This is a genomic window from Candidatus Enterococcus leclercqii, assembly GCF_009933135.1.
GTDB lineage: Bacteria > Bacillota > Bacilli > Lactobacillales > Enterococcaceae > Enterococcus_C > Enterococcus_C leclercqii.
This window is the reverse complement of record NZ_MAEH01000014.1, coordinates 566,554-592,355: the sequence shown is the minus strand read 5'-3', so window position 1 is coordinate 592,355 and position 25,802 is coordinate 566,554. Positions and strand designations below refer to the sequence as shown.

At 43.6% G+C, this 25,802-nt stretch carries 27 protein-coding genes and 1 other RNA gene; 6 read left to right on the top strand and 22 right to left on the bottom strand.

From position 1 onward, the window contains the following. Both BAU14_RS09115 and BAU14_RS09110 read right to left on the bottom strand, forming a co-directional pair. Positions 1 to 501, bottom strand: coding sequence for an NUDIX hydrolase (locus BAU14_RS09115; RefSeq protein WP_161899772.1), 501 nt, complete (start codon positions 499 to 501; stop codon positions 1 to 3). A gap of 18 nt (positions 502 to 519) precedes the next feature. Continuing rightward, complete coding sequence (locus tag BAU14_RS09110; RefSeq protein ID WP_161899771.1) at positions 520 to 1,572, bottom strand: DUF7278 family profilin-like fold-containing protein; 1,053 nt, start codon at positions 1,570 to 1,572, stop codon at positions 520 to 522. 70 nt (positions 1,573 to 1,642) lie between these two features. Here BAU14_RS09110 and BAU14_RS09105 point away from each other — a divergent pair, with 70 nt between their 5' ends. Further along, complete coding sequence (locus tag BAU14_RS09105; protein ID WP_161899770.1) at positions 1,643 to 2,086, top strand: GNAT family N-acetyltransferase; 444 nt, start codon at positions 1,643 to 1,645, stop codon at positions 2,084 to 2,086. A gap of 188 nt (positions 2,087 to 2,274) precedes the next feature. On the opposite strand, the gene BAU14_RS09100 is transcribed toward BAU14_RS09105, so the two are convergent. Next, on the bottom strand, positions 2,275 to 3,624 hold the full coding sequence (locus tag BAU14_RS09100) for a DEAD/DEAH box helicase (RefSeq protein WP_161899769.1): 1,350 nt from the start codon (positions 3,622 to 3,624) through the stop codon (positions 2,275 to 2,277). Between the two features lie 58 nt (positions 3,625 to 3,682). Beyond that, entirely contained in the window at positions 3,683 to 4,834 is a 1,152-nt protein-coding gene (locus BAU14_RS09095) for a VanZ family protein (protein WP_161899768.1), read from the bottom strand. 84 nt (positions 4,835 to 4,918) lie between these two features. On the opposite strand from BAU14_RS09095, the gene BAU14_RS09090 reads away from it, so the two are divergent. After that, positions 4,919 to 5,239 (top strand): hypothetical protein, encoded by a 321-nt coding sequence (locus BAU14_RS09090; protein ID WP_161899767.1) that lies wholly within the window; start codon positions 4,919 to 4,921, stop codon positions 5,237 to 5,239. A 128-nt stretch (positions 5,240 to 5,367) separates the two neighbouring features. On the opposite strand, the gene BAU14_RS09085 is transcribed toward BAU14_RS09090, so the two are convergent. The 7 genes from BAU14_RS09085 to BAU14_RS09055 all read right to left on the bottom strand — a co-directional run bounded on the left by BAU14_RS09085 (position 5,368) and on the right by BAU14_RS09055 (position 10,836). Further along, positions 5,368 to 5,724, bottom strand: a complete 357-nt coding sequence (locus BAU14_RS09085; RefSeq protein ID WP_161899766.1) for a hypothetical protein — start codon at positions 5,722 to 5,724, stop codon at positions 5,368 to 5,370. An 80-nt stretch (positions 5,725 to 5,804) separates the two neighbouring features. Beyond that, the gene (locus tag BAU14_RS09080; protein WP_161899765.1) at positions 5,805 to 6,452 is read right to left on the bottom strand and encodes an HD domain-containing protein; all 648 of its coding nucleotides are present in this window, start codon (positions 6,450 to 6,452) and stop codon (positions 5,805 to 5,807) included. After that, entirely contained in the window at positions 6,452 to 7,954 is a 1,503-nt protein-coding gene (locus BAU14_RS09075; protein ID WP_161899764.1) for a carboxypeptidase M32, read from the bottom strand. The genes BAU14_RS09080 and BAU14_RS09075 overlap by 1 nt, the downstream gene beginning before the upstream one ends. Positions 7,955 to 7,956: 2 nt before the next feature. Continuing rightward, on the bottom strand, positions 7,957 to 9,120 hold the full coding sequence (locus BAU14_RS09070) for a THUMP domain-containing class I SAM-dependent RNA methyltransferase (protein WP_161899763.1): 1,164 nt from the start codon (positions 9,118 to 9,120) through the stop codon (positions 7,957 to 7,959). 284 nt (positions 9,121 to 9,404) lie between these two features. After that, an RNA gene (gene rnpB, locus BAU14_RS09065) (RNase P RNA component class B) lies at positions 9,405 to 9,775 on the bottom strand. Positions 9,776 to 9,793: 18 nt separating this feature from the next. Continuing rightward, positions 9,794 to 10,219 carry a cell division regulator GpsB gene (gene gpsB / locus BAU14_RS09060; RefSeq protein ID WP_161899762.1) on the bottom strand — a complete coding sequence of 142 codons (426 nt, stop codon included), beginning with the start codon at positions 10,217 to 10,219 and terminating at the stop codon, positions 9,794 to 9,796. 80 nt (positions 10,220 to 10,299) lie between these two features. After that, positions 10,300 to 10,836, bottom strand: a complete 537-nt coding sequence (locus BAU14_RS09055; RefSeq protein WP_161899890.1) for a DUF1273 domain-containing protein — start codon at positions 10,834 to 10,836, stop codon at positions 10,300 to 10,302. A 71-nt stretch (positions 10,837 to 10,907) separates the two neighbouring features. Between BAU14_RS09055 and recU the strand changes: the two genes are divergently transcribed. Further along, complete coding sequence (gene recU, locus BAU14_RS09050; RefSeq protein ID WP_161899761.1) at positions 10,908 to 11,579, top strand: Holliday junction resolvase RecU; 672 nt, start codon at positions 10,908 to 10,910, stop codon at positions 11,577 to 11,579. A 13-nt stretch (positions 11,580 to 11,592) separates the two neighbouring features. Continuing rightward, positions 11,593 to 13,911 (top strand): transglycosylase domain-containing protein, encoded by a 2,319-nt coding sequence (locus BAU14_RS09045; protein WP_420022089.1) that lies wholly within the window; start codon positions 11,593 to 11,595, stop codon positions 13,909 to 13,911. Positions 13,912 to 14,077: 166 nt separating this feature from the next. On the opposite strand, the gene nth is transcribed toward BAU14_RS09045, so the two are convergent. The 7 genes from nth to BAU14_RS09010 form a co-directional block, all read right to left on the bottom strand. Continuing rightward, entirely contained in the window at positions 14,078 to 14,731 is a 654-nt protein-coding gene (nth, locus tag BAU14_RS09040; protein WP_161899759.1) for an endonuclease III, read from the bottom strand. Positions 14,732 to 14,736: 5 nt separating this feature from the next. After that, the gene (locus tag BAU14_RS09035) at positions 14,737 to 15,456 is read right to left on the bottom strand and encodes a DnaD domain protein (RefSeq protein WP_161899758.1); all 720 of its coding nucleotides are present in this window, start codon (positions 15,454 to 15,456) and stop codon (positions 14,737 to 14,739) included. Between the two features lie 85 nt (positions 15,457 to 15,541). Next, positions 15,542 to 15,922 (bottom strand): RidA family protein, encoded by a 381-nt coding sequence (locus BAU14_RS09030; protein ID WP_161899757.1) that lies wholly within the window; start codon positions 15,920 to 15,922, stop codon positions 15,542 to 15,544. After that, a complete protein-coding gene (locus BAU14_RS09025; protein WP_161899756.1) occupies positions 15,900 to 16,361 on the bottom strand; it encodes a Fur family transcriptional regulator in 462 nt (153 codons plus the stop codon). The genes BAU14_RS09030 and BAU14_RS09025 overlap by 23 nt, the downstream gene beginning before the upstream one ends. Positions 16,362 to 16,641: 280 nt before the next feature. Then, positions 16,642 to 17,538, bottom strand: a complete 897-nt coding sequence (locus BAU14_RS09020) for a glucosaminidase domain-containing protein (protein WP_161899755.1) — start codon at positions 17,536 to 17,538, stop codon at positions 16,642 to 16,644. A gap of 187 nt (positions 17,539 to 17,725) precedes the next feature. Then, the gene (gene tkt / locus BAU14_RS09015) at positions 17,726 to 19,720 is read right to left on the bottom strand and encodes a transketolase (RefSeq protein WP_161899754.1); all 1,995 of its coding nucleotides are present in this window, start codon (positions 19,718 to 19,720) and stop codon (positions 17,726 to 17,728) included. An 86-nt stretch (positions 19,721 to 19,806) separates the two neighbouring features. After that, positions 19,807 to 20,049 carry a DUF896 family protein gene (locus tag BAU14_RS09010; RefSeq protein WP_161899753.1) on the bottom strand — a complete coding sequence of 81 codons (243 nt, stop codon included), beginning with the start codon at positions 20,047 to 20,049 and terminating at the stop codon, positions 19,807 to 19,809. 337 nt (positions 20,050 to 20,386) lie between these two features. Between BAU14_RS09010 and lexA the strand changes: the two genes are divergently transcribed. Then, positions 20,387 to 21,010, top strand: coding sequence for a transcriptional repressor LexA (gene lexA, locus BAU14_RS09005; protein WP_161899752.1), 624 nt, complete (start codon positions 20,387 to 20,389; stop codon positions 21,008 to 21,010). A gap of 120 nt (positions 21,011 to 21,130) precedes the next feature. After that, positions 21,131 to 21,334: a hypothetical protein gene (locus BAU14_RS09000; RefSeq protein WP_161899751.1), complete on the top strand. Its 204-nt coding sequence runs from the start codon at positions 21,131 to 21,133 to the stop codon at positions 21,332 to 21,334. Between the two features lie 190 nt (positions 21,335 to 21,524). On the opposite strand, the gene BAU14_RS08995 is transcribed toward BAU14_RS09000, so the two are convergent. The 4 genes from BAU14_RS08995 to BAU14_RS08980 all read right to left on the bottom strand — a co-directional run bounded on the left by BAU14_RS08995 (position 21,525) and on the right by BAU14_RS08980 (position 25,799). Beyond that, complete coding sequence (locus BAU14_RS08995) at positions 21,525 to 22,037, bottom strand: adenine phosphoribosyltransferase (RefSeq protein ID WP_161899750.1); 513 nt, start codon at positions 22,035 to 22,037, stop codon at positions 21,525 to 21,527. 82 nt (positions 22,038 to 22,119) lie between these two features. Continuing rightward, a complete protein-coding gene (gene recJ / locus BAU14_RS08990) occupies positions 22,120 to 24,423 on the bottom strand; it encodes a single-stranded-DNA-specific exonuclease RecJ (RefSeq protein ID WP_202622189.1) in 2,304 nt (767 codons plus the stop codon). 158 nt (positions 24,424 to 24,581) lie between these two features. Continuing rightward, a complete protein-coding gene (locus BAU14_RS08985; RefSeq protein WP_161899749.1) occupies positions 24,582 to 24,932 on the bottom strand; it encodes a LapA family protein in 351 nt (116 codons plus the stop codon). A 75-nt stretch (positions 24,933 to 25,007) separates the two neighbouring features. Beyond that, positions 25,008 to 25,799: an SDR family NAD(P)-dependent oxidoreductase gene (locus BAU14_RS08980; RefSeq protein ID WP_161899748.1), complete on the bottom strand. Its 792-nt coding sequence runs from the start codon at positions 25,797 to 25,799 to the stop codon at positions 25,008 to 25,010. Positions 25,800 to 25,802: the final 3 nt, after the last annotated feature.

The following is a 25,802-nucleotide window of genomic DNA, read 5'->3' as shown; positions in this document are numbered from 1 at the left end:
TCAAATCAACTGCTTTGCCAGCAATTGAAACTCAGGTACCGTCTCGTAAGCTAGGTAAAATGGACAACCTTGATAAGCCAAATAGCATTCAAAACGGGATTTGAAAGGCTCCGCCGTAATCTGTTCTTGGGCTTTTTCTAAAGACACCCATGCTGTCTGACTGTTTTCAGCTGACGGACGGGGAAGACCAGAACGATAACGACAGATAAAATCTGAAATAACCTTAGTGGGAACTCTTTTTACACCGTTGTATCCTGGATGGCTGGAGACATTGGAAGACAAACAGTACAGCACTTCGACATCAGCTAAGATACCGGTTTCTTCTCTTATTTCTCGTTGAAGTCCTTCTAAGACAGTCTCCCCTTCTTCTACTATTCCTCCAGGCATCACCCAGCCATGTCGGTGGGTTTTTACTAAAAGAAGTTCTCCTTGTTCATTTAAAACAATTCCAGCTGCCGCCTGGATATGAGTCGATAGCTGGAGCGTATTTGGCTCAGTCATGATGCTTCCACCTCCATGTCATTTAGCGATAATGATGCCGCGGCGATAGGAAAAGTCTAAAACTGATAGGCTTTCTGAGGGTTCCAGCAGACGAGGCGCACGATAATAACTAGCCATTGGCAAAAAGTCTAACAACGTAATTCCGGTTTGTTCCCATTTATCTAATTTTAAAACTGAATTCTCAGTGATTTCATAACGATTCAGCCGATCATCTATATACAGACCAAACATATTCGGCATTTTCAGATAACGGCGGACTTGGCGCCCCCAGTAAGAGTCGTCGGTATCCAAATCGTTGCCCCAGCGAAACAGTCTTCTTGTCCCAGCACCGACAGCGTACTCCCACTGATCTTCATTCAATAGCTGAAAGCCGCCTTTTCTGATACTCTTTTTCAAAGTTTCCTGATCACTGGCAAAGCGTTTGAAAACATAATAACAGTCCAGCTCCTGAGAAAGTTCAATATACCAGTTTTCATTTACTTCCAGACGTTCCGGCAGCGTCTTACTTAGACTTTCTTCAAAGGAGGTAGGGGGCAAAAAAAGTTCCCGTATAGAAGCTTCTACTGCGGAAAATTCGTCTACGTCACCAGAAAATTCACCCGTAATTGTGTCCAAAGAACCAATATAACGACTACCAAAAGGAACTGAGTATTTTTCAACCAGCATCGGTGGAATAGCAGCCTTTCGCAAAGGTGTGGTATGCAGGTCAATGAAATGATCCCATTCATCGGCGGTCTTCAAGCCATATTCCTTGATCAGCTGTTGTGTTTTTAATGACAATTCTTCTGGAAAAGGTTTGGCCCAGACAGCTGTTGCCAGTCCTTGGACGCCAAGTTCCCAGCCAAGGATTGCTTCGGCATTCCCGGGTATAAAGACAAAAGGATCACCATCGATTTCCAGTTCAAAGCTGCGACACTTAACACCTGCCAGTTCAAAATCCCGCAACTGGATATTTGTGACTAATTTCAATGGACTAACAAAATACATCAAGACCTTTCCCAATACCTGCTGCTTTGTTTCATCGGTAAGATTTTTCCAGTTGCTCCATTCCATCATTTCCAGTAAATTCATGTCCTCTTCCCCTTTTGTCTACATGTTGAATCTGCTATCATTCAGTATAACACGAAGGAGGAGAATTTCGATGGAAAGGATTGTTTTTGGAAATAAGGTGTACCTCAGAGCAGCGGCCTTTTATCTACGGTATGAAGTCTTCGTCAAAGAACAGCAAATCCCTGCTGATTTGGAGTTTGACTCATTGGATACCGACCAGCAAAACTTCTTTGTCACTTTCTTCAATCAAACGCCACTTGCCACCATTCGCTACCAGCCTCATCCTACTCGAAAAAACTGTATCCAACCTGATCGCTTTTGTGTCTTAAAAGATTACAGAGGTCAAGGAATCGGTCGCCGTTTGTTGCTGCATTTCGAAAAACAAGCTCGCCACGAGGGGTATCTTGAAAGCTGCCTTACTGCTGAAATTACTGCTACAGATTTTTATCGAAAGCTGGGCTATATTGCCTTTGGTGATGTTTTTCAAGAAGACGGGATTGCCTGCATCCAAATGAAAAAATCGCTGAATGAATAGTTCTCCTTCCAGGTTTTCCATCAGCAAAAAGTGCCTGCCTTTTAGCGATACTTATGACACAACGGTTTCTACTCGTCTTTTAAAAAGACGCCCAGCTTTTAACAGTCTCCTTTTTACTGGCCAAAAAACATTCAAAAAAACCTTGAGCTGCCAAAACGGCAATCAAGGTCTTTTTTTGAATGTAATGCTTAGCCTTTATTTGAGTTTTTCTTGTGTTTTCTCGCAGAACGCTGCTCTTGGCGACGTTCGACTTTTCTTTTTTGACGATTGCTGTCTTGTACTGCTCGTTGAATCTTTTTCTTATAACCAGGTTTAATTTTTTTCTTTTTCTTTTTCACCAGACCAATCAGGGTCGGATCCAACTCATCTCGTGATTTTTCACGTTTTTTCCGGCGGTTACGATCATAGCTGTCAACTATTTCGTCATCTTTGATCTCTTTGGGTTCAAAGGCGACGCCGATTTTTTCCAAAGAGATAATCGCCTGTTCATCTGAAGGATCGTACAGCGTAATTGCAGTACCTGGAAGACCGTTACGCCCAGTCCGTCCCACGCGATGGATGAAAAACTCCAGATCTTCTGGTAGTTCGGCATTGATCACATGAGAGACACCTTCAATATCGATTCCTCGTGCAGCCAAATCCGTCGCTACGACATATTGGTAATCCATGTTCTGAACCTGACGCATTACTCGCTTGCGTTCCCGAGGAGAAATGTCTCCATGAATTTTCGCTACTTTTAAGCCCTGGTTCTTCAAATAATCAGTGATTTCATCCACTCGCTGTTTTGTATTCGCAAATACAATCGCCAGATAGGGATGTCCGATAGTCAGCAATTTGTAAATCTGCTGCTCTGGTTTGCGCCCTTTTGTAGAAATCAGCCAGTTTTCGATTGTTTCTGAGATAACAGCTTTCGGCTTGATTTCTTCAATGATGGGATTTTGCAAATATTTACGTAGGAAAGGCCGTAATTTTTCAGGAATGGTCGCTGAGAATACAAGAATCTGCAGACGTTCCGGCAAACGACCGGCAATCTGATCAACTTCCGTCAAAAATCCCATATCTAATGTCATATCCGCTTCATCCACTACAAAGGCTTGCGCGGTATGCACATCCAGTGCCTGCTCATTAATCATGTCTAAAATCCGTCCAGGTGTGCCAATCACAAGATGTGGCTGCTGGTTTTTCAAGCGACTCAACTGGCGCTGCTTATCCGTGCCACCGACGAAATTAGTCACACGAATCTCAGGATCAGAAAAGCCGGCAATTTGCCGTGCTGCTTGATAAATCTGTGTCGCAAGTTCACGACTGGGGGCGGTCACCACTACTTGAACTTCATCTTTTTTTGGATCAATCCGATCCATCAATGGGAGTAAAAATGTGTGGGTCTTACCGGTTCCTGTCTGAGATTGGCCTACTACACTCTTACCTTTTTGGATCAAAGGAATCAGACGTTCCTGGACTTCTGTCGGTTGTTGAAATCTCAGATCCTCAAGTGCGTTTTTTATAAATGGTTTGAATTCAAATGCATCAAAGGTCATTTGTTCCACCTTCTTTCTTTACGATCTTTGCGATTATAGCACACTTATCGCCGCTTTTCTAACTTTCTTTGGCCGCCACGGTACTAACTGTGTAAGTATGACTGGAACGCTCATAAAACAAGATGCGCTTGCGAGTGATAAAAGACCAGCCAATAATGACAGCAAACCCTCCGGATAAAAGCAGCCCTACCAAGGAAAGTCCACTACTGATGGCTGTCAAAAAGTGATTGTCACTGCGGATCAGCGGCAGTACCGCTTGCAACAGATGACTGTATCCCCCATAGAAAAAGTACAGGATTCCGTAGCGTTTGAACAATGCCCAAAAACTGATTTTCTCATGTCCGTTTTCTGCGATACGGATTTTTACCAGCGCTTTTCCCGGTGTCTTGCCGTTCGTTGCTGTCGGTAGCAACATAAAATAGCCAAAAACTGTTAATAAATACCACCAAGCAGAATCAACAAAATCCAACTTGTAGTTTCCCGTTACTAATCGCGCGACAATTTCAATGAGGATACTGGCAAAAGTAATGAACCCCCAGTCGATTAAAAAGGCTGCCAAGCGCCGAACAAGTGTCACATCGCGGCCTTTTTCATAAGCTTCTTCATCCAATTGAGTTCGACTGGGCAAAAGAAACGTCAGCACTGGTTCGATCCAAAAGCCAATCATACCACCGAGGGTATTATGCAACAGGTCATTCACATCAAAGAGTCGATAGGAACGTGGATAAATAAAATAAAGTCCCGTCAGTTGGGTAAGTTCGAAAAATAGCGAGAGTAAAAATGCAGCCAACATGGTCTTATACCAGCTGATATTAAAGAAATAACGCAGATAAACGCCAAAAGGTACTAACAAAAGAATATTAAAGAGGGGTTCGAGAAATACATTTTGCTTCATCGCGGGCAAATAAGTCGCGGGATTTCTGATATCCAGCACGGTCTGTTGAATAAAATGCTGCCAAGAAGCGCCTAGATTTAGTTCCATAGTTGGCCCTGTCATCTTTGCAACTTCCGCAATCGGTGGCAGCGGCAAAATCACCAGGAGGTAGGCACACAACAGATAAAACACAAAGGAATACATAATAATCCCCCGCGCTACCAAAAAACGGCCATACTTTCTGTATTCATGAACGAAAAAAAACGCGGAGATGAACAATGCTAGAAAGGGAAAAACCAGCATTGCTGTCTTCAAGGGTCCTAAATATGCCTGCATAACACTCTGCCTCCAAATGCTAAGATATTTTTCATTTTGCTGAAAATACAGTATCATAAATAAAAGGAGGTGCCAAAGAATACGATGTTAAATCCATATTTTGCCTTCGGTGTACCCTGTGGCTTGTTAATCTTGTACGGCATTTTTGCCATTGTCCGCAAAAAAACCAAAATCACCTATCTGGGATTTGCACTTTTTATCATCTCAGGATTCATGGCAGCCTTTTGCTTCCAAATTCTTCAGTATGCCTATCATGAACGCGCTCGTATCGGTGAGATGGCTTTGGAGCAGCAGCTTGCGTATCCTTTGTGGACCTTATTTATTGGACTGGCGGTTGGGCTCCTGCTTGCGGCAGTTAATATATTTCGTGGGTATCGGCGGATCAAAGGTAGCCGCGCCAATTAGAAAAACCAGCTACACGAAACGTTTTATTATTTATCGGATCAGGTGGGAATATGCTCACTACGATCCGTTTTTTTGTCTGAAGTTAAATAAGAAAAAAGCTGTCACGGAAAAAATCTCCGCCGACAGCTTTAGTCGATAAATTCATAATAGTGGATATCGATGGCATTTTTGGCAGCCATTTTTGACAATGTCCCTAATTCCAAGAAAAGGTAACTTTTATCAATCAGATGGTATTTGTTTTCTTCCAATGCTTCTTCAATATAGGGTAAGACCAGATTTTCATCACCTTCTTGATGACTGCGGGTTCTGGAAATTTCTCTAAACACCCGGTGATCTGTCAAAAGAAAATACTCGTGATCATACTTATAGACCGCTACTCGGTATTCCTTATTGATAAAATGTCCCTCTATCGTAATAAAACACTCGGATACATGGGGCAAAATCTGTGCCAACTGATCCGGCTTCAATGCCTGCTGATAAAACATCGGCCTCACTCCTCGTATGAATCAATTATAGAAGAAGAGTTGCCAGAATAAAAACATTTAGATTTCTCACTAATCTTTTCTTAATCATTCCATTCGCGATAAAATTCCTTCAAAAATTCTTCCATAAAGGTCTTTCTACGCTGAGCTTCTTGCTTTCCAAAAGGCGTCTTCATCTGATCGACAATCAAAAACAGCTTTTCATAAAAATGATTGATGACTGTTGACTCTTCACGATATTCCGCTTTTGTCTGCAAATTTCTAGGTGGGATAGTCGGATCATACAAAACATTTCCATGGGCACCACCAAAATAAGCAGTACGCATGATTCCAATAGCCCCCAGAGCTTCTAAACGATCGGCATCTTGAACGATTTGCCCGTTGATCGTCAATTCAGAGGCAGCGCCGAATTGTTCTTTAGAAAAAGAAAGATTATCAATGATAAACAAAATCTCTAAAACTTGAGTCGTCGGAATTTTTTCAAAGGTTAAAAAGTTTCTCAGCTCTTCCACTGCTTCATCAGGATCGTCAACGACTTTATCATCGATGGTATCATGTAGATAGGCTGCCGCAATCACAACCAAAGAATCCACCGAGGGATCATTAAGGTCTGCCATAATTTTTTCTGCCAATTTAGCTACGCGGCAAGCATGATCGAAGCCGTGACCACTTTGCTCTTCAGACAAGCGTTCTTGGGCATAAGCGATGATTTTGGCCAACTTTTTTTCCATCAGTTTTCCTCCACTTGATAAACATTGAAGTACAACTCTTGGAGATAATCCAGCAGATACCGTGGATTTAAACTCTCACCAGTCGCAGCCAGAATAATTTCAGAAGGTGTCTTAGATTGTCCAAAGCGGTGCACCTGTTCTGTCAACCAAAGACGAATTGGTGAATAATCATCAGATCGAAGAACTTCAGCAAAATCAATGGTCTCCTTCATCGTGTGATACAGTTGTGCGGCATACATATAACCCAGTGCGTAAGATGGAAAATACCCAAACATCCCTCCGGACCAGTGAACATCTTGCAAGATGCCTTCTAAATCGTTTTGTGGACGAAGGCCCAAATACTCTTCATACTTTTGATTCCAAACTGCAGGTAAATCTTCTACTTGGATCTCACCATTGAAGAGTTCTTTTTCGATTTCATAGCGGATAATGATATGCAGCGGGTAAGTCAGACTGTCAGCTTCAATCCGGATCAAGCTGGTTTTTGAGTGTTTCAGTCCCCGATAAAATGTTTCAAAGTCGATGTCATCAAAGGCACCTTCCGCACATTCTTTAAAAAATGGGTACTGCTTTTCCCAAAAATTACGGTTTCCGCCAATAATCAGCTCGTTAAACAACGACTGGGATTCATGAATCCCCATCGATGCCCCTTCATGGACTGGCGTCAATTCATATTTTTCGGCGATATTTTGCTCATAGATGCCATGACCACCCTCATGAATCACACCAAAAATTCCCATCATGAAATCTGTTTCGTTCCAGCGGGTCGTCAAGCGAACATCGTTGTGATTGATTCCAGTAGCAAAAGGATGAATTGTATCGTCCAAACGCCCTCTGGAAAAATCATAGCCCAACTGCTGAATAACGGATTTCACAAACTTTTCTTGTCCTTGTCGAGACATATAGCGGTGGATAAAGCTATTGTCTGGTGCTGTTCCTTTGGCAGCAAGAGTATGCCGGATATCCATGATTCCTTCTCGCAATGTCGCAAACACACTGTCCAGCTCTTTAGTGGTCATGCCCGGTTCGTATTGATCCAACAAAACATCATAAGCAGTGCTTTGATCTTTTCTTTGGTAAGTGATTAACTCCTTGGTCAATCGAATATTGTCAGCCAGTGCTTCTTTAAAAAGTTCGAAGTCTTTGGCTTTTCGCGCCTTGGACCACGCACCATGAGCTTTGGAAACCGCCTGAGAATATGCTGCCATCACTTTTTTGGGAACCCCATGATTTAATTCATACTCCCGTTTAACAATTCGATAAGCAGCTTGCCCTACTTCCGAAAGTTCATCCTGGCGTTCTGCAAAATAAGTGATGGCTTCGTTGATTTTTGGACCAGTGGCTCTTTCAAAATACAGCCCGTTAAGATAGCTGCCCACTTCACTCCGATAGTCCTGTGCAGCTTCGGGCATGCCGGTCTGGCTATCCCAATCCAAAAGATACATCGCTTGTTTTAACAGATCCAGCTCCTTTAGCTCTGCCAAAAATTCTGCTTCTTTCATCCCTAGTCCTCCTTAGGCTGACGTGGCGGGCGTGTTCCCCAGTATTGGAAGAAATCGGTCCGCAGCGCACCGTTATAAAGTTTGCGCTTCTTCGTTGCTTTCGCGCCATAAAATTCTTCAAATTGCAAATCGCTGGTAAGAATGTATTTACTCCAAGTCTTCAATGGTCGGAAGGCATCCCCCATCTGTTTGTACAGTTCTCGGACGGTTTCTTCTTCTCCTAAACGTTCGCCATAGGGTGGGTTGGCCACAATTACGCCGTATTCTTTTTCAGTGGTGAAGTCTTTAACTGCTTGTTGTTTGAAGACGATGGAATCTCCCAATCCGATTTCCTCAGCGTTGGCAGCAGCAATTTCTACCATCCTGCCGTTGATATCAAAACCAGAAATATCCAGTTGAATATCGTAGTCCGCTTGTTCTTCTGCATGGGTTCGAACCGCTTCAAAGGTTTCATCAGAAAACCAGTCCCATTCTTCACAAGCAAAGCTGCGGTTAAATCCTGGCGCAATGTTATGTCCAATCAATGCGGCCTCGATGCACAGTGTCCCTGAGCCGCAAACAGGATCTACAAAGGGACGGTCTTTGCGCCAATTAGTAAGCATCACCAAAGCTGCCGCCATGTTCTCTTTTAAGGGCGCCCCACCTTTTTCTAAACGATAGCCTCGTTTGAACAAGCTTGGTCCTGTGGTATCTAATGTAACCAGTACATGGTCTTTTAACAAAGCCACTTCCAGTTGGAACAAGGCTCCTGTTTCAGCCAATGGCACACTGGCTGGACGATGATAATAGCCACGCAAGCGTTCGACAATCGCTTTTTTCGTGATGGCTTGACAATCGGGAACACTGTAGAGTTTTGACTTGATGGACTTGCCTGCCACCGGGAAAGTGGCATCCAACGGTAAGAAATCCTCCCATGGCAATGCTTTGACTTTTTCAAAGAGTTCATCAAAGGTAAATGCATCAAACTCTCCGACTACGATTTTGATGCGATCTGCTGTTCGCAGCCACAAGTTGGCCGTAGCGATAGTTTCCATTGTTCCTTTGAATCGTGCCCGACCATTTTCAACTTGACAGTCGATTCCCAAATCTCTCAGTTCTTTTCCTACCAAGGCTTCTAATCCGCTAGCGGCAGTAGCCACCAGTGAGAATTCTTGCTTTTTTTCCATATTTTTGCTCCGATCTTTTTGAAATGACTCCCTCTCTTGTCAACTTTTGCCCAAGACAATAGTCCAAAAAAGAGTTCTTTATTTACATTACCATTTACCATTGGACAATACTACGAATCTGCAGTCTGGTCCAGTGGGAGAAAACTGTGATTTATTCAGCGGTATCAGATCAACTACCTAGGCAATTAGTCTGCCGCTTCTTTTCATAAAACTCGACAGGCTCACAACTGTTTCCGTTAAGAAACAATCATGAGCCTGCCGCTATACCCTGAAAGACTGTGATTTTCTGTAAGCCATGTTCTGTCCAGCTGCCATTTCAGGGAAATGAGCAGCGTGGGCAATCATCTATCTGCAATTGCTTGCCTTCTTGTATTCGTTTGATTCCGTCAAAGAAGCGCCCCTACCATTGTTTGGGTTGCTCGCTCGAGGGGTTTACCGCGTTCCACCGCCGCCGTTTCCAGTCAGCGCTTCGTCACTGTGGCACTTTCAAGGATACTGTCCCATGGCCGAAGCTTTAGGGAGTTTTCCTGCCGTTACCGGTCTCCCGGTACCCTGACTTATGGTTTCGTCAGGCACGAACACTACCGGCATCTCAGCCGGTGCGAGCATGGACTTTCCTCAGCCCGGTCTAGCCGGACCGCGATTGCCTGAAAATCACAGCATTATACCTTAATTAAAACTGACGTGTCCGTTCGTTGTCGTCGGAATTGTCGTCATTTGAGTAGTTGGCTGCATTCACGGATGCGCGAGTCACGCCACCGATATCTGTAGCAGAAGCGTCTTGATCCAATTTTTTGCCAAAAACTTCTTTTTCCAAATTGGACAGACGTTTCAAGATATCGAAGTTCGTTACTGTCTGGCTCTTTGGCGCTTCTGGAGCTACGCGAGAAGTCACAGCACTACTTTTTTCCAACTGGGCTACGCGGGCAGTCAAACGATCGTTTTCTTCTTGCAATGCCAAAATCTCTTTATTGTAGCTTTCATAATCTTTGATGATATTATCCAAAAATTCATCAACTTCGACTGGATCATATCCCCGCATCTTCGTTTTGAATTCTTGTTGCAAAATGTCTTTTGGACTATAATTCAAGTTTGCCATCTCTATCTACACCTCATCCACTTTTTAAAAAGATTGCTCTTTCACACTTATTCTATCAAAAAAACGCCATAAATCAAACACTATCCCTCAGATAACGCATTTTGTAAATCGTCCATTGTAATTTTTTCAACTTGATAAGGTCTCTTTGCTGAAAAATCTAAGGCATCTTTCAAAAACCACTGAGGCTTGCCGGGAAATTCATCATCATACAAAATCAATGAGCCACCGGAGTGTTCCAATAAAAATTGTGTATGATTTTTCAACTGCGCCGGGCTTTCATAAGGCTTATGACTGACGGCTTCGACAAAATCTGCCTTCAGCTTGACCTCAGTTAACAAAGACGCATTTTTTTCTTGCCACTGACTTCCAAAATCGGCAAAGGGAAAGATGACGCCGATTTTAAATTCAGGGTACTCTTCCCGCAACAAAAACGCAGTTTGTGCGCCCCAGAGTTCTACACCGAGATTGCCACCAATCAATAGCCACTCCAAACCCTCTTCCAGATAGGCTGTCAAGCGCTCCTTTAGGACTTTCTTAATGACTTCAATTTTAGGATCGTTGTCCTGAAAAACCCCCAGCTCATAGCTTCGGTATCCGGTAAGAACCAGTGTTTTGATACTTTCTTCCACAGTTTTTTTCCTTCTTACTAGCCTTTTTGGTATAATAATGCCGCAAGGAGCGTGAAATTATGGTTTTCAACTATCCCGACGGACGCAGTTATTCAAACGCAACTGCTTCTAAGCATACCCAACTGTCTGCTCAAAAGCAACCGTCTCAGACAGCTTTAAAAAAAGACCTGACTAAACAAAGTTTTGGCAATCGCGGGATGCGGTTGGAAGAAGCAATCAATGAAAGCAACCTCTATTATTTGAACCGGCAGATGGCTGTTGTCCATAAAAAGCCTACACCCATTCAGATTGTCAGTGTTGACTACCCGAAACGAAGCGCTGCGGTTATTAAAGAAGCGTATTTCAAAGAAGCGTCGACAACGGACTATAACGGTGTGTACAAAGGCTTTTATTTGGATTTTGAAGCCAAGGAAACTAAAAATAAACTGTCTTTTCCTTTTAAGAATTTTCACGACCATCAGATTCGGCACATGGAAGCCTGTTTAGCTCAGGAGGGCATTTGCTTTGTACTGTTGTGGTTTTCCACGTTGGAGCGTTGTTTCTTTTTGGACAGCCAAACATTGATTCATTATTGGCAACAGCAAAAAAGCACCGGAAAAAAATCGTTACCCCTTGCAGTCATCGAAAAAGAAGGCATCGAACTGCCTCGTAAAATCGCACCACGTATTCCCTACCTGGATGCAGTAGATCGTTATTTGAAATCAAAGGAGGGCCTGTTTAATGGCCAATAACAACGAAGAGAACCTGTCGCGAACACAACGACGGGGACAAACTGGACAAAACAAGCCAACTAAGAAAAAGCAACCCCAAAAAGCGCCTAAGAAAAAACTTACTGTCGGAAAAATTATCTGGCGAACCTTTGCCACTTTGTTTATCTTAGGCTGTTTGGCATTTCTCGGTGGCGTAGGGCTCTTTTGGTACTATGCCAAAGATGCACCAAAGATTGAAGATAGTAAGCTGGATGCTGCCGCTTCTTCCACATTTTATGCCGGTGATACACCGATTGCCGACTTAGGAGCTGAACGAAGGGAAAAAGTAGACTCCCAAGACATCCCACAATTGTTGGAAGATGCCATTGTTTCTGTGGAAGACCGCCGCTTTTACAAACATATCGGTGTCGATCCGATTCGTATTGTAGGCTCAGCACTGTCAAATGTGACTTCCGGCGGCATGCAAGGTGGTTCTACGTTAACCCAGCAGCTGATTAAGCTCTCCTTTTTCTCTACGAAAGCCAGCGACCAAACCTTGAAGCGAAAAGCCCAAGAAGCATGGATGGCCGTTCAGTTGGAGAAAGAAAAGTCAAAGGAGGAAATCCTCACCTATTATATTAATAAAGTCTATATGTCAAACGGAATTTCTGGGATGCAGACCGCCTCACTAGCTTATTTTGGCAAGCCGCTAAAGGAACTGAATTTAGCCCAGACCGCTCTGCTGGCGGGTATGCCACAAGCTCCTGAAAATTATGATCCTTACCGCCACGGTGATGTGGCGAAAAAACGGCGGGACATCGTTTTGTATACGATGCTTGAAAACAAGAAAATCACCCAGAAAGAATACGACGATGCCGTCAAGACACCAATTGATGACGGCTTGATCAAATTTGAAGATACACGTCAAGACTGGGCTGAGTATGATGGTTATATCAAAGAAGTCATTGCCCAAGTCAAAGAACTTACCGGTAAAGATGTCTATACGGACGGACTCCAGGTTTACACTAATTTAGATTTGGATGCTCAAAAACGCTTATATGAGATTGTCAATAGTGACCAATATATCCAATATCCCGATGACAAGATGCAAGTAGCAGCCACTTTAATGGATACTTCCAGCGGGAAAGTCATTGCCCAAATCGGTGGACGTAACATTGAAAAAGGCGTCGTTCTGGGAAATAATTTGGCTGTCAATACCTCCCGTGACTTTGGCTCTACCATGAAGCCAGTCACCGATTATGGTCCTGCTTTTGAATACTTGAAAGACTCCACTGCCCTACGTGTTGATGATGAACCTTACACTTACCCTGGAACTGATATCCAGGTTCGTAACTGGGATGGGAAGTACTTTGGTAATATCAGCCTACGCACTGCCCTGGCCTATTCCCGAAATGTGCCTGCAGTCAAAACCTTGGATGCCGTCGGTCTCGACAAAGCCAAAGAATTTCTTTCTGGTTTAGGCATCGATTATCAAACAATGGAATATTCCAATGCCATTTCCAGCAATACAAAACAAGACGGAACCAAGTATGGTGCCTCTTCTGAAAAATTGGCGGCTGCCTACAGCGCCTTTGCCAATGGCGGAACCTACTACAAGCCGTTATACATCTCTAAAATCGTGTATCAAGACGGCTCGGTGGATGAGTTCACCCCGGAAGGTAAACGTGCCATGTCACAAGGAACAGCTTATATGGTCACGGATATCTTGAAAGATGTCATCACTGAAGGTACCGGAACCAATGCTCAGATTCCAGGATTGATTCAAGCCGGAAAAACCGGGACCTCTAATTATACCGATGAAGACTTGGAACGCTTAGGCACTACAAGCGGCGTTTATCCGGATATTTTATTTGCCGGCTATACACCAGACTACTCTATGGCAGTTTGGACAGGATACAACGACCATTTAACACCGGTTACGGATCAATCCAACATGATTGCTTCTGCGGTCTATCGTGAATTAATGGCCTACGTTACTCGTAACAGCACAGTCAAGGATTGGGAAATGCCCGATGACCTAGTGCGCTCTGGTGGTGAATTGTACTTCAAAGATAACTACGTGCCGCCAGTGAGCTCTGTCGCACCTTCTTCGACTACACAATCCACAACAGCTTCGGTCACCTCCGAATCGTCAATCAGCGAATCATCCACAGCAGAAACCTCATCTACAGCGGCCTCTTCTGATAAACCAGCTTCTTCAGAAACGAGTTCTGAAGTGCAGTCTACACAACCTGTAGAAAGTTCTGAGCCACCGGTAACAAGTTCTGAAAGTACGGCTTCTTCAGAAACTACCACCAGCAGTGAGAAACCAGCTACAGAAGAAAAACCAGCAACAAATGGCGCTGACCAGTAACAATCTCCTCCAAAGCGAATACTAAACGCGAGAGACAAGTAGAGCCAAGTCACTTCCATTAAAAATCATTGGAAGTGACTTGGCTCTTTTCTTTGTCAAAAATTTCAAACGCTGGCTAACCTTCTACATTTTTCACAGCACTCTTTCTACTCTTCATTTTCAACCTTTAAGTTGCCTTAATCCCTAAACGTATTTGACCATCCTTACACATAAACAAGAGCGGACAGCCTTCACATTTCGGCGAACGAGCCAAACAATGGTAGCGCCCAAAGAAAATCATGCGATGGTGGGCGGTCACCCAGCTATCTTGAGGTAACTTTTTCATCAGTGTTTCTTCAACTTCCAGAACACTTGCCTTTTGTTTACAGATTCGTAAGCGTTTGGATACCCGCTCCACATGAGTATCCACGGCGATCGCGGGGATTTTGAATGCGTCGCCTAAAACGACATTTGCAGTTTTACGCCCTACTCCAGGAAGTGACATCAATTCCTCACGAGTGTGTGGGACTTTGCCACCAAACTCCCGCAATAGTTTTTCCGCACAAGCTTTGATATTTTTTGCTTTGTTTCGGTAAAGCCCAATTGTCTTGATTTTAGCGATAATATCATCCAACGGTGCTTGTGCTAAGGCCGTCGGATCCGGATAAGCAGCAAACAGTGCCGGTGTGGCTTTGTTAACCGAAACATCTGTCGCCTGTGCGGATAGGATGACTGCAATCAATAATTGAAACGAATTTTCGTGAATCAATTCACCGTGGGCATCTGGAAACATTTCGCCCATAATCGCAATGGCTTCTTGGGTTTGCTGTTTATTCAACATGACGGCTATTCCTCCTTGAATGGGTTATGAAGTGTGATCGGAGGCAATTTTTTTGTCTCTTGACTCTGACTCCTTCGAGGACTTTCGGCTTCTTTTTGCAACAAAGCTAATTTGCGCCGAGATTGCTCAGACATGACTTCTTCTTTGGTGGTAAGATTTTTCCCTTCCCAACTCAAAAGAATTCTGTCAATATAATTGAGACTGCGAGCCTGATGGGTTACTGCTTCTTTCAACGCCAGTCGAATCAGTTCAGGGTCGTAATGGTCCTCATCAAGCCAGCCAGCTATCTTTTCAAATTCCAAAGGAGACAACGGACGGCCAAACTCCTGTTCAAACAGCTGATACAAACGACTAATCTGATCATCTTTCTCGTTATCAGCTTCTTTCTTTTGCGCATCTTCCAGCAACACTACCAGCCTTTTGTACATTGGCAGAAAATCATAGTGGTCGGTTTGCCGCCCACTCTCGTCTTGCTGCGTGACAATCTGCAGGCAGCCTTTAGCGATTACCCGCTGCAACAAATCAAAAACCTGAGCTTGTGTAATTCCCATACGACGTGCAATCAGATCTGGATCAGGAAAACTGTCTCCGGTTTGCTGGCAACTGTTAAGCTCTAACCAAAAAACCAGCTCTTCAGTCGTTAATCCTAATTGCTGGTATTGCTCCAAAAGCAGTCTCGGGATGACAACCTGCCCGGTGGTAATAAATGATTCCAAAAAATCCATAGCTCACTCTATCCTTCTTCCTGAATTTATGATGCCTATGCTCGAAAAAGAAAGACAGAAGCCTGCACCTCTGCCTTTTTCTGGTTCAGTTATTTACAGCTGCGATGATCTCAACTTCAATCAAGACATCTTTTGGCAGCCGGGCCACTTCTACCGCCGAACGTGCAGGCAATTCATCATCAAAGAACTCCGCATAAACTTCATTGAAGGCTGCGAAATCTTCCATATTCTTCAAAAAGCAGGTAGTTTTTACCACCGCATTTTTATTGCTGGCGGCTGCCTTCAACAGTCCCTCAATATTCTGAAAAACACGACAAGCTTGAGAACGGATGTCGTCACCTACGACTGCACCACTAATTGGATCTAGCGGGATCTGGCCGGAAGCAAACAGAAAGCCATTTGCAATTTTCCCTTGGACATAAGGCCCAATAGCTTGTGGTGCGTCAGCTGTTTGAATGACTTTCATCAACAAATCCCTCCAATTTTTGACAGTCAGAACAGAGTCCATAGACTTCCAGTCGATGTTCGGTGATTTCATAACCCGTCAGTTGACCAGCAGCCATCTCCACATCTTCCAACCCTGGATAATAGAAATCTTCTATTCGGCCACAATTTTTACAAATCGCATGGTAATGCGGCTTGTTTGTAAAATCAAAACGGCTCGAAGCATCGCCGTATTTCATTTCAATTACTAAGCCCTTGTCTACCAATAGACGCAGATTATTGTAGACAGTGGCAACGCTCATTCCAGAAAAACGTCCCGCCATCTCCTGATAAATCTCGTCAGCAGTGGGATGACTTTTGTGATTGGCTAAATACTCCATGATTGCATAGCGCTGCGGCGTGATTCGTACATTATCTTCTTTCAGATGCTGAATCGCCTCTTCGACAGTCAGATGCTCCATCACGATAGCCTCCTCTTCTTTTTTCTTCATGATACTAAAAGATTCACAAAAATTCTAGCCAGATTCAGCAAATCTCACCTTTTCATAAAAAAACGATGGCATTGCATTTAAGAAAAATAAAATCGTTTACACAAACCAGGGTATCTTTGAGCAGTCTTCTCTACTCCTCTCAAAAAAATGAGCAAGCAAAATCCACGAAAAAACACGAAAATTGAGAATCCACCAAAAAAAGCTTCCGAGAGGCTGTCTCGAAAGCCATTTCAACTGTCTGGAATAACGATTAGACGATCAATTCCTGACCAACGACAATCAAATCACTGCTGAGCCCATTTTGTGTCATCAATTGATCAACAGTTATACCATAAGTATTGGCAATGCCCCATAAAGTATCCCCAGAAACTACTTTATGAACGGATGTACTTGATTTCGCCTGCACTTCCTCACTACTTTCGGAACTTGTCGTATTTTCTGCATAACTTGTTGCTTGAGTAGTTTGGGTATTGGAATTGGCAACATAGGTATTTGATGTGCTAGAAGTGTCGTACTGTGTTAGTCCATACGCCGCAATCAAGTAGTTCAGTTTGCTGGCATACCCAGGGTCCGTTGCATAGCGACCAGTCAAGTAAGCAGTTGCATCAAGATAGCTGCTGGTATTGCTCTTAAAGGCACCGGAATAGTGATACACCCCGTTGGAAAAACTCGTACTCCGAAGAACATTGGCATGATCCTGGATTGATTCCCAATAGGAACCATATTGGCGAAAAGGTTCGTTAATGGTTACCCACTGCCCATTCAGGTATTCAAGAGTTGGCATATAGACAGCCATGCCGTTGTATGTTCCTTTTACACCGAAAAGATTGTAATAGGGAGCCTGAGCAAGTGTCGAGCCACCATTGCCACTTTCCAGTAATGCCTGGGCAATCATAACAGATGCATATAAATCATTGGCATCCGCAATTTGGCTTGCGGCAGGCGCAATTTGAGCAATCAATGCAGCCGCTGCATCCGGCTGTTGATAATTGTATTCTGATGCTTGAACGTTTTGGCCATTCGTGAGACCAACAGTTGGCAAAGTGACCAATCCGGTTCCCACCACTACTGCTGCCCGTTGTAAATTTTTCTGTTGGGCACGCTGCTTGGCAATTCTACGTTCGCTGCGGGATTTGTAGGTATTCATGTTTCCCTCCTGATTAAGTCTTTAAAGAGACTTCGATAACACAAGTCATTCTAATTAACTGTCATCATTATACGAGTGCTGTGAGAAAAGGACAAGCGATATAGCTTCAAAATTTATACAACAGTTCTTTTAGTCACATAAAAAAAGAAAAACCTGCACAGAAAGGAACTGTGCAGGCTCAGATTAATCAAAGACTTTTAAAAGTTTCAACGACGTTTTCAACAGTAAATCCGAATTCTGACAAAACTTTATCTCCAGGAGCAGAAGCACCAAAATGATCAATGGCAATCACTTTTCCAGAGGTCCCTGTATACTTCTCCCAACCAAAGGAAGCCGCAGCCTCAACAGCTACACGCTTAGTAACTGTTTTCGGAAGAACTGCTTCTTTGTATTCTTCAGATTGCGCTTCAAATAAGTCAAAGCTTGGAATGGAGACAACAGAAACATCGACGCCCTCTTCAGCCAAAGCTTTTTGAGCTTCATAAGCCAAACCTACTTCAGACCCGGTGGCAATCAAGATGCCTTCAGGTGTTTCCCCCTTAGAGGCGGATAATACGTACCCACCTTTGGCAACATTTTTGTCAGCTTGTTCTGCTGTACCTGGAAGAACTGGTAGATTTTGCCGACTCAGAACTAAAACAGTTGGAGTTTTTTGAGAGTTCATAGCAATTTTCCAAGCTGCTCGTGTTTCATTACCATCTGCTGGACGAATAACGTGCACATTTGGCATGCAACGCAGACTAGCCAGTTGTTCAATTGGTTCATGTGTCGGACCGTCTTCACCCACAGCAACCGAGTCGTGGGTCAAAACATAAGTGACCGGTAAATGTTGAATAGCAGACAACCGTAATGCTGGTCGCAAGTAATCAGTGAATACGAAGAAAGTCCCACCATAGATTCTTGTGCCACCATGCAACTGGATACCGTTCATCGCCGCAGCCATCGCAAATTCACGGACCCCAAACCAAATATTTCGGCCATCATAGTTTCCTGGCTCAAAGGCCTTTTCAGCAGCAACCATCGTATTGTTGGAGGAAGAAAGATCGGCAGAACCGCCCCAAAAACCAGGTACTGCTTGTGAAATGGCTTGGATCATTTCTTTACTGGATACTCGACTAGCCTGACTAGAACCTTCTTCGTAAACTGGCAATTCAGCATCCCAATTTTCAGGCAGCTTGTTTGCAAAAGCAGCTTTGAATTCAGCAGCCAGCTCTGGGTATTCTAAACTATAACGTTCAAACATTCCTTCCCATGCAGCCTGTGCTTGAGCGCCACGATCCATGATTGTTTCCTTGAAGCGGGCAGCAGCTTCTTCTGGAACTGTAAATTCTGGGTAATCCCAACCATAAACTTTTTTCGCTGCGGCCAGGCCTTCTGCCCCCAGTGGTGCGCCGTGGACTTTGTTAGTGCCTTCGTTTGGTGCGCCAAAACCGATAACTGTCTTCACTTCGATTAAAGTCGGCTTTTCTTTTTCCGCTTTTGCTTCTTCAATTGCTCGGTTGATAGCTTCCATATCATTGCCGTCTTTTACCAAGATATGCTGCCAACCGTATGCTTCAAATCGTTGACCGACATTTTCAGTGAAGGCCATTGAAGTAGGACCATCTAAGGAGATATCATTGGAATCATACAAGACAATCAACTTATCCAATTTCATATGACCAGCCATTGAGCTGGCTTCTTGAGAAACACCTTCCATCAAGTCGCCGTCTCCACAAATTGCATAAGTATAGTGATCAACAACTGAAAAATCAGGTTGATTGAATTTAGCCGCTAAATGCGCTTCAGCCATCGCCATTCCGACGGCCATTGCAATTCCCTGACCCAATGGACCTGTCGTAGCCTCAACCCCATCTGTATGATCGACTTCCGGATGACCAGGGGTTTTGCTGCCCCATTGGCGGAATCCTTTCAAATCATCGATGCTGACTTCATAACCAGCGCAGTGCAATAAGCTGTAAAGTAGTGCAGAACCGTGGCCAGCAGATAACACGAAACGGTCACGGTCAGCCCAGTCTCTAGACGTCAATGGATTAACTTTCAGATGACGGGTCCAGAGGGCGTATGCCATTGGCGCTGCCCCCATCGGGAGTCCCGGGTGTCCAGAATTAGCTTTTTGAATGGCTTCAATACTTAGTGTGCGCAAGGTGTTGACGCCTAATTGATCGACTTTATCAAACAATTGAAATTCCTCCTATATTTTCATTTAGGTATATTATACCTTTATTTGTTCTTCCATGCAAAACAATGTGACTGTAATTGAATAGATTATTCCCGACCGTGCAGACCTTTTTCCTTTTGAATCTGTTTCAATTTGTCCGGTGTCACATCATTGCCTTCGGGATCGACAACTTTCATCCCTTCGATATGGTGCCGCATGCCGGAGCGAAAGGCCTCCAAGTATTCTTTTCGTAGCAATATCTGTTCTTTTTCTTCAGCAGCAGTCAATGTTCCAGCTTTCTTCTTGCGACCTAGTTCATTGATTCGTGCCATTTTTTCTTCTGACAGCATTTGTCTACCTCCTTTGACTCAACCAGCGATGTCAGGTTTGCCCCTTATCCGAACAATCATTTGCCAACCCGCTGTTTTCTTGTTCTTAATGGCATTCCATCCCCCTTATCATAAACTAATCCTGCTTAAATTTATAGTCCTAAATCATCGAAGGTTTTTGATTTTCGGTTTGCCTTTTCGATCATCAGTGCCCCCTTTTTCATGCTTTCCGACAAAATTTATTCGCCTAGCTCCCAGGGAACAAAAAGGGAACAAGTTTTGCTAAAAGACGAACATTTGTTTGATTTCGCTTTTTCCCTATGGTACACTGGATTTAGAAAAGAAAGTAGGTGCAGTCATGGCGAAACGAACAGACTCCCGTCAAGAGGAGATCCTACGCTTCATTCATGAACGGGTAGAAAACAAAGGGTACCCGCCCACAGTTAGAGAAATTGGCGAAGCAGTGAATCTGTCTTCCACCTCTACGGTTCATGGTCATCTATCCCGCCTGGAGAAAAGAGGCCTCTTACAACGAGATCCCACCAAACCGCGAGCAATCGAGCTTACTCGCTTAGGATTAGATTTAATTGGCATTAAAGATGAGGCGATTCCGATGTTGGGTGTGGTGACTGCCGGAGAGCCGATTTTGGCTGTAGAAGAAGCTTCTGATTTCTTCCCCATTCCGCCAAACCTTTCAAATGATGTCGGCAGTTTGTTCATGTTGACCATCAAAGGCGAGAGTATGATTAACATTGGTATCTTAGATGGTGATCAAGTCATCGTAAGACAGCAGCGGGATGCTCAAAATGGCGATATTGTCATTGCGATGACGGATGAAAATGAGGCGACTTGCAAACGATTTTTCCGGGAAAAGGACCACATTCGCTTACAGCCGGAAAATGATTTTATGGATCCTATTATTCTGCCTGACGTGACCATTTTAGGCCAAGTAGTCGGTCTTTACCGTAATCACATTGGCTAACAGTTGGAAATCTTCAAAGTAATTTTGAGGATTTCTATTTTTTTGCTTTACAAACCGAACAAACATTCGTATAATAAGAATACAAACATTTGTTCGCATAAATTAAATGAGGTGACGATAATGAACGGAATTCGTAATATTGCATTGGTCGGTTTAGGCTTGTTGATTAGCTTCGTGGTTGTCAACTATGGTGCCCCATTGGCTGCTCTGATTTTTGTGCCCTTATTTTTCCTGTGGTTCACACTTTGGGATGATAAAAAGGTCAAACAAGCCGAACGGCAACAAAATCGGACGGTCAGTTACCCTCACAGTGGAAAATATTAATAGATTAACCCAAGTATTTTCTCTTTTTAAAATAGAAGGACCAACAGGAAAGAGCCCCGCAAAAGCAGTCATAAGCAGCTTTTGCGAGGCTTTTTATAGTACCTTTTTATAGTGGCTTTTTTATTGAGTTTCTTATATGATTACAAAAAAACCTGCCGAGGAATGCACCTCAGCAGTTTTTTTTCGTAACTCAGTAGTCCATCAATGTTTTGATTTCATAATTTGCGATTTTGTCACGTCCATGTAACTCTTTTAGTTCAATCAAAAATGCGCAACCTACAACGATTCCACCCAATTTTTCAACCAAGTCGATAGTGGCTTTGACAGTCCCACCGGTTGCCAAGAGATCATCACATACCAATACTTTTTGACCTGGTTTAATGGCGTCAGCGTGCAACGTCAATGTGTCGCTCCCGTATTCCAAATCATAGGAAACAGAAATCGTTTCGCGGGGAAGCTTTCCTGGTTTGCGCACCGGTGCAAAACCAACACCGAGTTCGTATGCGACTGGACAACCTACGATAAATCCACGGGCTTCCGGTCCAACCACCATATCAATGCCTTTTTCTTTTGCATAATCCACGATCTGTTTAGTTGCTTCTCGATAGGCCATGCCGTCTGCCATCAGAGGCGAAATATCCCGAAAAACGATTCCTTTTTGAGGGTAATCGGGAATGCTGGCAATATAGTCTTTTAAATCCATGTTGGTTCCTCCTAATTTTTCATTGAACGATTGGCAGAGCGTCTGTTTGCCCTGTTCTTTGCTAAACCACATAAAAGTCAACTCAATCTGTCAGCCAGGCTTTCAATGCAGCAGAATCGCTCAACAACAAAAACTCTTCACTTTTTATTTTTTTCAACCTGCGTTGGTACACACTGCTAGAATCCAGTGGTTTTTTATCCGCCACCACAGCAGGTGTTAAAACACCATCGCTTATTGTAACAAATTCCAAGTCAAAAAACACCTGGATCATGAAAATCAATAATTTCTGCGGAATCTGCAGGTATTGCGCAATCTGTGGTAGTTTATTACGCACATCAATTCTGCTTTGTGCAGCAATTAGTTTGAATAACCTAGTATACTGTTCTCTTGTACCAATCCCATCTAAATAGGCTTCATCTTCTGCTTGCAAAATCAGCATAATCCGCTTGATTCCGGTAAGTTTCGTGATTTCCTTAATCTGAGTCGGTTCCTCTGGGCAATCAAGAAAAGCCAATTCACTAAAGCTGCCACTAGATAAGTATTGTTGCAATTGTTCTTGGTCATGATAATAATGAATATCTCTTGCAGGCAGAGCAACTTTACTATTGGAAGCTTTCTCAAATGCAATCAAAAGCGTGTCATTTGTTGGATTGAATTGACGTCGATTTTTCTTTGCTCGCAAATCAAATAGTTGAATGCCCTTCACTTGAAAGTCCAAGAGCTGCATCTGAGGTTTCTTATTGCCATTCCATTCATTCACAGAGAGCTCACCGACAATAGTGAAACGATCATTGCGAAACTCAGCAATTTCATTTCCAAAATCAAAGCCAATTACATCCAGCGCCTCAGTTGAGGAAGCGTCCTGCACTTCCATCTTCAAATGTTGCTGATTTGAACCAATCTGCCTGAGAACAGAAGTCCCTTCTCCTTTTAAAGCAAAGCGGGGAATCGGGTTATCGGTTCCAAAGGGGGCGATTTTTCTGAGTTCTTCTACAAAGGATAAGGTAACGTCCTTGACAGTTAGCACCTCATCAATGACCAGTTCTTCCCCCTGATCGAGCTTGCTCTGGGTTTCAGACAGATACGCTACCATCTGTTTCTGCAGCAGCGGTAGATTCTCTTTTGCAAGGCTCAAGCCGACAGCTGCGTGGTGACCACCAAAACTGGTGAATAGTTCCCGCATCCCGTTTAACATCTCATAGAGGTTTACCGCTTCAATACTGCGGCCAGAACCTTTCGCAATGCCATCTTCTTTAATGGTCATAACAATTGTCGGTTTGCCGGTATTGCGTAGGATTCTTCCTGCTACGATGCCTAAGACTCCTTCATGCCAACCAGGAGCAGCTATCAAATTGATCGGACTTTCCGGATCCAATAATTGTTGTGCTTCTTCTGTAATGGCTGTTACCAGCGCTTTACGTTCTTCATTAATTCGATCCAATTCCAATGCTAATTGGCGAGCCTCTGCATCATCAAAGGTGGTCATTAAGGTAACCGCAGGATTGGGATCTTCCAACCGTCCAATAGCATTCAGCCGAGGACTGATTGCAAAGCCAATCATAGTTTCATCAACTTCAGAGATTTTACTTTGGGCTGCTTTAAAGAGTTCCTGTAAGCCGATGCGCTCCGTTTGTTTAATGATTTGTAAGCCAATGGTTACTAACGCACGGTTTTCATCCGTCAGCGAAACCATATCAGCAATTGTCCCGATTGCTACCAAATCTAAAAATTCCAACGGCACCTCATCCAATAAGGCACAGGCAACCTTGAAAGCCACCCCAACACCCGCCAGTTCACCAAAAGGGTAATTGCCATTTGGATGACGGGGATGGATGATTCCAAACGCATTTGGCAGCTCTGTGGGTAGTTCGTGATGGTCAGTCACAATGACATCTACGCCGACACTGTTGGCATAGTCGATAGCCTCATGACCGGAAACCCCATTGTCCACGGTGACAATCAGTTGAATGCCGCTTTCAATCATATCTTGATAAACCTGTTTATTAGGTCCATAGCCGTCTGTAAAACGATTTGGCAGATAAACAGTTACGTCGGCGCCTAAAAGTTCCAACGCTTCTTTCATAACAGTTGCACTGGTAATGCCATCTGCATCATAATCGCCATAGACTAAGATTCGCTCACCGTTTTCAACAGCCTCCTGCAACCGCTGGATAACCTTTTCCATGTCGTAAAACAAAAAAGGATCATAGAGATCAGCCAACTGTGGATTTGTAAAATGTTCCAAGGCTTCCGATGTACGAATGTTTCGTTGCCACAAAATTCTGGCTATAGTTTCTGAGAAGCCTTGCTGTGTAATTAAATCCCGAAATTCTGCCGAAAAAGAGGTTTCTTCTGGCATTTTCCATTGATATCTTGCATTGCGCACATGATCACTCCCAACTGAATAATTATAGCAAAGCAGTTGCCTTCTGAAAAGAATCCCGCAAGTAAATCTTTGACGCGCTGTAAAATTTAAGCAAAAGAACAGCTTTGGGGAAAGATCCCACAAAGCTGTTCTTTTGGGTAGAAACATTTTAGAAAGCTTTAGTCGCCTTCTGCTTTCTTATCTTTCTCGTTATTTAAAGTTACCTTTTCTACAACTATTTTTTCTCCGCTGGAAGAAGCAGTCTCAGCCTCGGAAACAGTGTCTTGTTGAGTCGTCAACTCTCGTTTCAAGGTCTTGATCTGCTTTTTTTGCTGCCAAAGAGTACCTGTAGATACCAAAGACATAATCAAAGCACCGACAAATGCAGACGCAATGATAACTATAATCAAGGGTGCTTCCACTTGGGCAAGCAGGAAATTGACCGCAACAGATTGGTTATTAAACACCGCAAATAGCACGATTACAAAAATCAAAACAAAACCTGCGATGAGTCGCCATTGTTTTTTCATCGGTATTCCCTCCCATTCATAGTTCACTACCATTCACCGGATTCTCACAAAACGTCATTTGCAAAGGTGCACCACTTATTTCTTATTGAAAAGTCCACCCGCCAAGAAATCCCCCATAGTAGGAAACAAAGTATAAAAGCGTGCCGCGATTTCCATATACCCTGGCGCATTGATCTCCCGTTTAGGATGTTCTACGCTGGCAATGATTCTTCTTGCAAGTTTTTCGGGATCCAACACATGATTGCCCAAAGTCTGCAAATAATTACCGGAAGGATCTGCTTTATCAAAAAATTCCGTTTTGATGGGACCGGGATTAACAGTTGTTACTGCAATATTGGCCGGCTTTAGCTCCAGGCGTAGCGCATTGGAAAAACCTAATACGGCAAATTTTGTTGCCGAGTAGACCGTCGATTTCGGTGTAGCCATTTTGCCAGCCATCGAAGCAATGTTGATAATATGACCTGGACGTGCTGCTGCCACCATATCAAGCACAACTTTTTGCGTTAAGACCATCATACCCAACACATTAACTTCAAACATCTTAAAAATATTTTCCCGCTCAAAATCGGTAAAGTTTTCAAAAATACCGAAGCCGGCGTTATTGATCAGAACATCTATCGGGCCTACTTCAGCTGCGACTTTTTCCAATAGACTGTCGACACTGTTGGGCTCAGCAACATCCAGCTGAAAAGCATAGGCCGCTTTTCCGCTGAGTTCTGCACATTTTTCCTTGACCTGACCGATAAGATTGATGCGGCGGGCACAGGTTACAACAATAGCGCCTTTTTTGGCAGCAGCGTAGCAGATCTGTTCCCCTAATCCCGCTGAACCACCAGTCACCAAAACTACTTTATCTTGTAAATTCATGCC